The 10,853-nt window shown below is 47.1% G+C and carries 5 protein-coding genes; all 5 read left to right on the top strand.

What is annotated here, in order from left to right:
- The first annotated feature begins 10 nt into the window (after nt 1-10).
- The 5 genes from KD145_RS13445 to KD145_RS13425 all read left to right on the top strand — a co-directional run bounded on the left by KD145_RS13445 (nt 11) and on the right by KD145_RS13425 (nt 10,780).
- On the top strand, nt 11-1,579 hold the full coding sequence (locus tag KD145_RS13445) for a SusD/RagB family nutrient-binding outer membrane lipoprotein (RefSeq protein WP_212006380.1): 1,569 nt from the start codon (nt 11-13) through the stop codon (nt 1,577-1,579).
- Between the two features lie 30 nt (nt 1,580-1,609).
- Nucleotides 1,610-2,332 carry a hypothetical protein gene (locus tag KD145_RS13440; RefSeq protein WP_212006379.1) on the top strand — a complete coding sequence of 241 codons (723 nt, stop codon included), beginning with the start codon at nt 1,610-1,612 and terminating at the stop codon, nt 2,330-2,332.
- Nucleotides 2,333-2,900: 568 nt separating this feature from the next.
- A complete protein-coding gene (locus tag KD145_RS13435) occupies nt 2,901-6,152 on the top strand; it encodes a SusC/RagA family TonB-linked outer membrane protein (protein WP_212006378.1) in 3,252 nt (1,083 codons plus the stop codon).
- A gap of 24 nt (nt 6,153-6,176) precedes the next feature.
- A complete protein-coding gene (locus KD145_RS13430) occupies nt 6,177-7,880 on the top strand; it encodes a SusD/RagB family nutrient-binding outer membrane lipoprotein (RefSeq protein ID WP_212006377.1) in 1,704 nt (567 codons plus the stop codon).
- A gap of 182 nt (nt 7,881-8,062) precedes the next feature.
- Entirely contained in the window at nt 8,063-10,780 is a 2,718-nt protein-coding gene (locus KD145_RS13425; protein WP_212006376.1) for a GH116 family glycosyl hydrolase, read from the top strand.
- Nucleotides 10,781-10,853: the final 73 nt, after the last annotated feature.

The raw sequence follows: 10,853 nt of genomic DNA, 5'->3' as shown, positions 1-10,853 counted from the left end.
TCTTTTAACAATGATCAAGTCATTACATAAATTCGGAATTGTAGTAGTGTTGATTGGGTTGTTGGCTTCCTGTACAAAAAATTTCGAACGGATCAACACCGATCCTACTGCTGCGCCGACAATAGCTCCCGGTATCCTGCTCACCAGAGGGCTGCTGTATGTTTCCGGTGGCGAGTTTGAAGCCTGGCGGGCCAATCTTATCTACTGTGCCCCGATGGTGCAACATATCTCTTCCCTGAGCCTGACTTATGTAGGAGATAAATACCTGTATAATGATGGATATACCGGAGCAGCTTTTAATTCATTTTATCCCAATGGTGTGAAGATACTGACGACACTGATAGACCAGACCAAAGACGATCCAACACAAGTCAATGTGAATGCAATGGCCAGGATTGCCAAAGTAATCATGTTGCAGCGGTTGACTGATCTGTATGGTTATGTGCCATATGTAGCGGCTGGCAGGGGATTTCTTGATCAGAACTTTACACCGGCTTATGATCCGCAGGATGTGATTTATGCGGGTTTGGCCTCCGAACTGCAGGCTGCTGCGGCCCAGCTGGACCCTTCCAAATCTACACCCGGCAATGCGGATATCTCCGGCTATGGCGGTTCTCCGGCACAGTGGAAAAAACTGGCCTACTCACTGTTGCTGCGGGTAGGGCTGCGGTTATCCAAGAAGGCAGACCCTTCACAGGGTAAGACCTGGGTGCAGAAAGCCGTGGCCGGCGGTGTGTTTACCGCCAACACGGATGCTTTTTTCATTCAGCATGCATCCGGTGATTATGATAATCCCAACAGCCATGTTATTGGGGTATATCCCGGCAGTCGCGGAGAAACCAGTAAAGATAATCTGAACATCAAACTCTCGAAGTTTTTTGTAGACCTGCTGAAAGGGAAGTCAGATCCCCGTTTGCAGATTATCTCTGAACTGCCGAAGGCTGATTCCACACCCGGTGGCTCTGATGATCCCGCTTTGCAGAAAGGGCTGCCCAGTGGATTTGACAACACCTCTGATCCGGTTTTTGGAATAGGTACTACCGGCGATGCCAATCTGGCGCATTATTCACAGCCCAAACAGGTCATTGCACAACCCAACTCACCGAATATTTTTATCACTTTTTCGGAAGTACAGTTGATGCTGGCGGAAGCCGCGGCCAGAGGCTGGATTGCTGGTGATCCGGTGCAGTTTTTTACCACCGGTGTGAAATCCGGTATCTGGCAATGGACTTTGTATTCTCCTTCCATTGTGTATAATGATGCTGCGGCCACCATTTATGCGACAGCCCAGGCTGCAGCATTGTCGGGGCCGTTAAACAGTCAGCTCGAAGCCATCAATACCCAGTATTACATTACAACTTTTCTGAATGATTATGAAACCTATGCTAACTGGCGCCGCAGCGGATTCCCTGTACTGACGCCGGTCAACTATAAAAATAACGAAACCAATGGCCAGATACCGCGCCGTTTACGTTACCCACGGAATGAATATGATGTAAACAGGAATAATGTGAACGCAGCCAACGCAGCACAAGGCCCGGACCTGTTTACAACGCCGATATGGTGGGACAAGCCATAAGACAAGAATTATCAAACCATAATCAATGCCATGAAAAAAAACATCGTTCTTTCAACCATTACCCTGTTAGCAGGTCTTTCGCTGCAGGCACAGGATTCTACCGGCCTCGCACAGACCGTTAGTGCCCGGAATAGTATCGACAACAACCTGGGAGTAAGATTTGCAACCGCACTCACATTCCACCCGAAAGAAAATACGGTTGGCACTCCTTATCTGTACGCTGACTGGGGTCGTATGTGGCTCGACTCTTTGGAACATAAAAGGGTAGGTCGCTCTATAGTATATGATGCCAATATAGACCTGGAGAAAAACATGCTGATCGTAAAAGGTGGCGACGGCAAAGCCTATGCACCGGAAACCAAAGACATACAGGCTTTCCATCTTAAAAAAGGAGATGCGGAAACAGCTTTTGTAGCGGTGAACCTGAATGGTACGCCCCGGTTTGTGGAGCAGCTGGCTGGTGGCAAATACCGGCTGGTACGGGATGTGAAGGTCGTTTTCAAACAGGCTGACTTTGTAGATAAAGGAATGGTGCAGTCCGGCAAAAACTATGATGAATATAAAAAAGAATATACCTATTATCTGGTGAAAGACCAGGTGCCGGTAAAGATCTCTCTTCGTAAAAAAGCATTCCTGGAGGCGCTGAGCCAGGATCCGCAGGCTCATGCAGCCGCTAAAGGATTTCTGGACAGTTATAAAGAGTCCTTCGATGAAACTGCAGCCAGGCTCGCACTGGAGGCGGTGAACAAATAAGTCCCTTTTGATGGGAAAGCCCGTCTGACTCAATCAGACGGGCTTTCAATACATCAAACATTTTCCGGCCTTGCCTTTTCATATCGTCCTATCGTTGCGTTTACTACCCTTCTGTTTTTTGAGGGATGATGTCCTGAAATCTCATTCTCTTTTGATGATTTCGGATACTGATAGTATTTTCTTCGTGAGCTATATTATTTTAATACTTTTAACGAGTTGTTAACCAAACATCAAAAAATTGTTAAATCTTTTTTGCACTTCTCATAATTATACCTAAGTTTGAAACCATTATTTCTGTTGAGAAAACTTGTTGGTGAAAATGAAAAGAGAATGTGAGGCCGGACAGGTTTTTTTTATAGTGATTTGCTAAAACGTTTTACTACTGTAGCAAAGCAGAACAGTGAACAATGAAATTGTCAGTGGAGTAATTCCATGATTTATTACGGGAACGGAAACTATGTCTTGCCTGCCTCTGGCTGCCTCTTGCAGCGATGCTTCGGTAAAGGCCTTGCCGTGCATTTTTTATCATGTGACTGATCACTAGTTATAAATTAAACCTAAGGAAGCTATGCGAAGATCATTTCTTCTCACCACGTTGCTTTTCTTATGCTGCTGCATCGCCGCATGGGCGCAGGATAGGAAAGCTGTTACGGGAACCGTAAAAGATGAAAAGGGAACGCCTTTGCCAGGTGTTACGGTAAAAGAAAAAGGAACTGCCAACGGCAGCATGTCCGGTGCTGATGGTACCTTTAAAGTACAGGTAGCTCCTAATGCTACACTGGTACTGTCTTATATCGGTTTTATCAATCAGGAAGTACCTGTAAACGGACAAACCACCTTAACAGTTGTTCTGAAAGAAGACAACAAAAATCTGAACGAAGTAGTGGTTACCGCTATGGGCATGAAGCGTGAACAGCGTAAGCTGGGTTATGCGGTAACAGAACTGAAGGGTGCGGATGTGGCTAAAACCAACTCCATCAACCCGGTATCTGCATTGCAGGGTAAGGTAGCCGGTCTGGACATCTCCGCTGCTGCCGGTGGTCCTGCTGCTGCTCCCCGTATCATACTGCGTGGTGCTAAATCACTGAATGGTAAAGACCAGCCTATCTTCATCGTAGATGGTGTGATCTTCGAAAATGACGAGAGTGCCGCAGACGTTAACTTCGGTAACGTACTGAAAAACCTCAACCCCGACGACTACGAATCTGTAACAGTGCTGAAAGGTGCTGCTGCTACAGCATTGTACGGCTCCCGCGCTATCAACGGCGCCATCCTCATTACCACCAAAAAAGGTAATGCAAGAAAAGGTATAGGCGTTACCGTTAGCCAGACTGCCCAGATCGAAAAAGTATACCGCGGTGCTATCGACCTGCAGAATTCTTACGGTCAGGGTACTGATGGTGTTTATGCCAACAACGTAGGTGGTTACAGCTTCGGTTCCAAAATGGACGGTAGCATGGTAGAACTGGCCAACGGCATGAAAGTACCATATACTGCTAAACCCAACAACGCTAAAGATCTTTACCAGACTGGTAAATACTTTAATACCAACGTGTCCATGGAAGGTGGTAACGACAAAGGAACTTTCCGTCTGTCTTACTCCCACCTGGACAATAACAGCGTTTCTCCCAACAACAGCTTTGGCAGAAACACCTTCGCTTTCCGCGGATCTTCCCAGATCTCCAAAGTGCTGAGTGCTGATGCGGGTGTAACCTATGCTACTTCCAAAACACTCAACCCCGACCGTCAGGGTGGTGACTACACCAGCTATAACATCGGTCGTAAATGGGTATATGTGTTCCCACGTAACTACGATCCTTCCATCTGGAGCAAACCGGAAAACTATCTCGGACCCAATGGTGGCAGGGCTAACCTGAGCACCAATCCGGGCGCTGACTATTTTTATCAACAGGCTTACAACAGCTGGACCCGTAAAGAATCTCTCATCACTGGTAACTTCTCCCTCACTGCAGTAGCTACCGACTGGCTGAAATTCGTAGGTAAAGCCAACTTCAGCAGCGAACAGTCTACTGACGAACGTAAAGAAGTAGGTACTGGTGCTTTCTTTAAAGGTTCCGATGGTTTTTATTCTGTTGCCGGTGTTAACAAATCACAATATACCTTCACTGGTATGGCGATGATCACACCTAAACTGGGCAAAAAATTTGAGGGTAACCTGAACCTGGGTGCGGAAACCTGGAACAGCGGTATCGGTAAACAGTATAATAACTATACTACCAGTGGGCTGCGTATTCCTTTCCTGTATGATATCAGCAACAGTATCACCGCTCCGATTGTAAAGAATGACCCGCTGCTGCGTAAAGTGATCAATTCTGTATTCTTCGCGGCCAGCCTCGCTTATAACAACGAATTGTTCCTGGATGTGACCGGCCGTAACGACTGGTCTTCCGCGCTGACTTATCCTAAAGGTAGCAAGGGACATACTAATAACTCTTACTTCTATCCTTCAGTAAGTGCTGCGTGGGAATTCACCCATACATTGAAAAATACCCTGCCTGAATGGATCAGCTATGGTAAACTGCGCGCTTCTTATGCGATGGTAGGTGGTGACCTCGATCCGTATTCGATCAATACCGGCTATTATACTACCGAACTGTATCAGGGTGCCTCCTCCGGTAAAGACTTACCGCTGGTAAATATCTATAACTCGAATATCCTGCCGAACATGAACCTGAAACCTTCCCTCTCAAAAAGCTGGGAACTGGGTGCTAATGTTCGTTTCTTTAATAATCGTCTGGGCTTTGACTTTGCCTGGTACCGTACCAACATTACCAACCAGATCATTAATCTGCCGATGCCTATTGAATCCGGTGTTCTCTCCGGTTGGATCAACGCTGGTAGCATGGTTAACAGAGGTATAGAGCTGTCTATCAACGGTACACCTATCCAGCAGAAAAACTTCACCTGGGATGTTACCCTCAATGGTAGCCGCAACAAAAACAAAATCATAGAACTCGCTCCTGGCGTAGACAAGCTGGAGCTCAACGAAGACCAGGGTGTTAAGGCTATCGCTTCAGTAGGTGGTAGCTACGGTAACCTGATAACTGACTATGGTTATACCCGTGATGCCAATGGTAAACCGATCATTTCTTTAGGAGGTAGTGATTTCCCTTACCAATATGTACGCGGAAAAGCTGTAGTAGGTAACATTATGCCCGACTTCAACCTGGGTCTGCAGAATACTTTCAACTACAAAAACTGGAGCCTCGGCGTCCTGATCCAGGCACGTATCGGTGGTGACTTCTTCTCTGCTTCTCACCAGTACGGTACAGGTAGAGGTACTACTGCCAACACCATGTATGGCCGCGACACTGAACACGGTGGTATTACCTTCAAAGATGCTTCCGGCGTAACCCGCAATGATGGTATGATCCCCGATGCCGTATTCCAGAAAGGTACTACTATCTCCAAAGACGGTCAGAACATTACGCTGGATGGTATGACTTACCAACAGGCTTATGAAAAAGGTTATGTAAGCCCGCTCACACCATTCCAATACTATGGTATGGTCGGCGACTGGGGCATCGGTATCCGTGAGGCTTCCGTATTTGACGCTTCTTACGTAGCACTGCGCGAAGTTTCCCTCGGCTATTCCCTCCCTACCGAAATGATACAACGCTGGAGACTCAACAGCCTCCGCGTATCACTGGTAGGCCGTAACCTGGGTTACCTGTTCAACAACCTGCCGGACCACATCAACCCGGAAGCAGTTCGTAACAACAAAACATCTGCTTTCTCCGAATATGGTGCCGTTCCGTTTGTTCGTAACATGGGTCTGACAGTACAGGTAGGATTCTAATAACCGTTTAACAAAAAATTGAACATGAAAGCTATTAATAAATGGAGTATAGGCGTTGCCGTAGCTGGTATGATGCTCAGCTCCTGTACCAAAAACTTTGAGGATATCAACAAAAGCCCGGTGATCAGTGATAACGTACCACCGGAACTATTGATCACACAATCTGTTAAAAGCATTGTAGACCGTGACGTTGACTGGTTCTATGATGCCTATACCTACCAGATGCAGTGGATGCAGTTTGGGGTAGCTTCACCAGGCTCTTCTCCTACAGGTCTTTTCAGCCCTGGCAACACCAATGATTTTTACAACGCTTTTTATAGAAACATTGGTCGTAACCTCGTTCAAATAGAGGATGTAGTTGCTGCAAAGCCGGCGGGCGAACAGGGGCAATACGCTAATGTAGTGGCTGTTGCCAAAATCCTGAAAGTATACAGTGCCTGGAGAACATCCGACGCCAACGGTAGCATTCCATACACTGAAGCCTTCAAAGCCCGTACAGATGGCAGCTACAAACCTGTTTACGATACACAGGAGAAACTGTTTGGCATCTGGGACCAGGAGCTGAAAACTGCCATCGCCACACTCACCAGCGGTTTGTCTGGTCAGGCATCCATGGGCAACAATGATATCTTTTACTCCGGTGATGTGGCCAAATGGGCCAAAGCAGCGAATGTTCTGCGTATTAAACTGGCCATGCGACAGTTGAAAAGAGCACCGGAAAAAGCAACCTCCATCATCAAAGAGGCCGTGGCGGATAAAGCTGGCCTGTTTGCCGGCAACAGCGAAGAGTGGAAGTTTATTTCTGCGGAGATGAATTTTGCCCGTGGCGGTAACTGGGCTATGGACAATAGTCCGCTCTCTGCCAGCAAAAACATGGTGGACTATATGTACAACAATAGCGATCCACGTATAGGTATCTTCTACGAAAAGAACAGTTATACCAAAGGACTGGTCGACAGCCTTATCAAAGGTGGTGTATTCCCCGCTTCTTACCAGTACAACGAACGTCGTTATTTCGGTCTGCCGGCCAGCCCCGACAGAAGAAACGTGAAAGCGGATACCATCATCTTTAATGTGAAACGTTATACTATGGTCTTCGGTAACGATATCATCGTCAGAACCGTAGATACCGTATCCGCTGTACAACGCCGTCTGTTCAACCTGGATGCTGAAAACGGTAACAATAACGGTGCCCGCTATACGCAGCCGATCCTGTCTTATGCTGAACAATGTTTCATGCTGGCAGAACTGAGCGTAAGAGGCATTATCAGCGGAGACGCGGCTGCCTATTATAAAAACGGTGTAGAAGCTTCCATCAACGCTTATGATGCAATGGGCCGCGAAGCTAAAATCCAGGACTACACTCCGCTGGACCAGGCTGCTGTAGCTACTTACCTGACTAAACCAGATATCGCTTTCACTGGTAGTAACGATGTACTCCTCGAAAAAATCAATATCCAGAACTTCCTCAACCTGCTCAAATCCCCCTGGGAAGCATGGGGAGCCTGGAAACGCAGTGGTATCCCTAAAGTAGGTGGTATCCTGGCTTTCGAACCAATGCAGGTATCCGGCCAGAACATAACAGTTCCACGCCGCTGGGCTTTACCGCAGCCATCCCTCGCAAACCAGGTTAACTGGAGAAATGCGATCAACGAAATGGGACAAACCGGCGAATACGGCAATGCCGACAACGATTTCACCGGACGTGTATGGTGGGATAAAAAATAGGTTTTGTAACCAGTAACCATATATAGCAACCTTTGCTAACAAGAAAGAGGTCGTCTCCTGCTGGGGACGGCCTCTTTGTCTTATGTGTTTTTTTCTCTTTTAGTGATGGCTGATTAACCGGCAGCTGCATTTCTCTGGTATATTTTTTATTTTGGTTTAACCACATCCTTAATGGATCAACAATGAAAAACAACTTACCAAGAAGGCATTTTCTGAAAAATGCCGGTATACTCACTGCAGGCCTTTCCCTTGTACGTTTCCCTGTTTTAGGAAAATCACTATGGCAGCACCAGACTCCCTGGCATAATATCCCATTAAATAAAAACATTGATAAAAGCTGGCTGCAGTCGCTGTATGAGCGGGGAGAACCGGGTCGTTACCTTAAAAGCAGGAACGAGTTGAAATACATCGGCATGCCGGCAGGTGGTCTTCATACCGGTACTGTTTATGTTGGCGGAGATGGTCGTTTATGGCTTTGGCAGGTGTACAACGAAACGATGGAATCTGTACATGAAGGTATTTCTCCGCAGACTGTTGACTGGAATGATGGCACCCGGCTGCAAAAGGTACGTCCCCGCGATGGTGCCGCCTATGTAGAACCGGTTATCGCGGATAATATGCGCGTACTGGAACAGGGCTTTGCTATCAGTGTCAGCGATGGAGAAACAACATGGATCAAAGAACTCACGGAAAGTCATTGGGATGAAATTGTTTTTGAACCTTCTTATCCCACCGCACTCGTGAGATACAGCAGTAAAGACTTTCCGGTAGAAGTATTATTGAAGATATATACACCTTATATACCACTGGATGCAGCCAATTCCTCCCTTCCTGCTACCATTTTGCGGGTAGAAGTAAAAAATACCACGAATGCCACGTTGGATATAGCCCTGACAGGATGGCTGGAGAACGGGGCCAATAAGTTGTCGGCCCTGCCGGGAAAGGGTAAAAAGCGGTGCAGGACATTTGCAAAAGAAGGACATACAGCCCTGTTTTTTGATTACTTCACACAAGACCCTGTCCTGCAAACAGCAACAGATACAGGCAGCATGTGTTTAGCCTTTCATGGAGATCATGCAACGGTAAACACCTCACTGGCACCCTGGCCGGTTACAGCGGCCTGCTTTGATAAAGAAGATCCTGCAGTGGCCGAACTGGAAGCTCTGGGAAATCAGGTGGGTGGTATTATCATTAAAAAACAAATAGCAGCAGGAACGTCCCTGCAGGCGGACTTTTCCATTGCCTGGTATTTTAACAATCCTCATCCCAAACTGAAGCAGCTGGTAAAAGATGCAGAGGGTGGTTATTACTATGGTACACGTTTTAAAGACGCTTTGGCTGTTAGTGAATATCTTGCCTCGCATTTCCGCCAGCTCACTACTGCCACCGAATTGTGGCAGCAGACCTGGAATGATGCTTCCCTTCCGCATTGGCTGCTGGAGCGGACTTTCATCAATATCGGTACTCTGGCTACTGCCAACACCTATCGTCTTGCGGATGGTCGTTTCTGGGCCTGGGAAGGAGTGGGGGCCTGTGCCGGCACCTGTACACATGTATGGCAATATGCACAGACCATGGCCCGTATTTTCCCGGAGCTGGAAAGAGAGCTGCGGGAACGGGTAGACCTGGGAGCCGGATTTGAAGCGGATACCGGCGCCATTATTTTTCGTGCTGAAAACGAAAAGAGACCAGCCATCGATGGTCAGGCCGGAACCATTCTCCGGTTTTACCGGGAGCATCAGATGAGTACCGACCATTCTTTTCTTAAAAGAAACTGGCCCCGCATCAAAAAGGCGACACAGTTTATGCTGGCCCAGGACAAAAACGGTGACGGGATGACCGATACACCCATGGAAAATACACTCGATGCCGTATGGGATGGGGAGATATCCTGGATCGTAGGGCTCTGTATTGCCGCTGCCCGCGCGGCGCAGGCTATGGCGGAAGAACTGGGTGATCATGCTTTTGCTGCCACCTGTGCTGACTATGTGCAAAAGGGAAGCCGCAATATGGAAACACAGCTCTTTAACGGTGAATACTTCATTCATAAACCAGACCCGGTGAAAGGCCGGAAAAATCTGGGTTCTTACAATACGTGTCACATAGACCAGGTATACGGACAAAGCTGGGCTTTCCAGGTAGGATTGCCCAGAGTACTGGAAAAAGAGAAAACATTATCGGCTTTAAGAGCATTGTGGAAGTATAACTTTACGATGGATGTAGGTCCCTATATTAAAACACATACCGGCGGACGTCCCTATGCTGTAGCGGGAGAAGGAGGGATGATCATGAACACTAATCCTTTAAACGAACCTAAACCCTATGGCGAAAATGTCACCTGGCAACTGGGCTATTTCCATGAATGTATGACCGGATTCGAGCATCAGGTAGCTGCTCATATGATGGCAGAAGGTTTGGTGGATGAAAGTCTGGTGCTTACCCGTGTTATTCACGATCGTTATCATCCTTCCAAAAGAAATCCATTCAATGAAATAGAATGCAGTGACCACTACGCCCGTGCCATGGCCAGCTACGGAACCTTTATCAATGCCTGTGGATTCCAGTATCATGGCCCCAAAGGATATATCGGTTTTGCACCCCGCATTCAACCGGAAAATTTTAAATGTGCTTTTACTGCCGCTGAAGGATGGGGAAGTTATCAACAAGTAAAAAGTGCTAACGGTCAGGAACACACGCTGCAGCTGTTATTCGGAAAGCTGAGATTACGGGAAATAAAATTAGAACAAATGAAAGGGGTATCAGCATCCTCCGTAAAAGTGATGCTCAATGGAGTCGCCATACCCGCCCGATATGTGATAACAGAAGGAAACATCCATATTTCACTAAAAAAAGAAACCCATATCTCAACAGCCGGAAAGCTCGAAATCATGATTGTATAACCAGCTGTCACAGTTAAATTTTCGAGTTGTCGGGCCAAACTGGCACAAACTTCGTATATAGGTAAACGTTGAA

Origin of the sequence: Chitinophaga sp. HK235 (assembly GCF_018255755.1) — a bacterium.
Taxonomy (GTDB): Bacteria; Bacteroidota; Bacteroidia; order Chitinophagales; family Chitinophagaceae; genus Chitinophaga.
The sequence above is the reverse complement of the archived record's forward strand: the minus strand, read 5'-3'. Positions and strand labels throughout refer to the sequence as shown.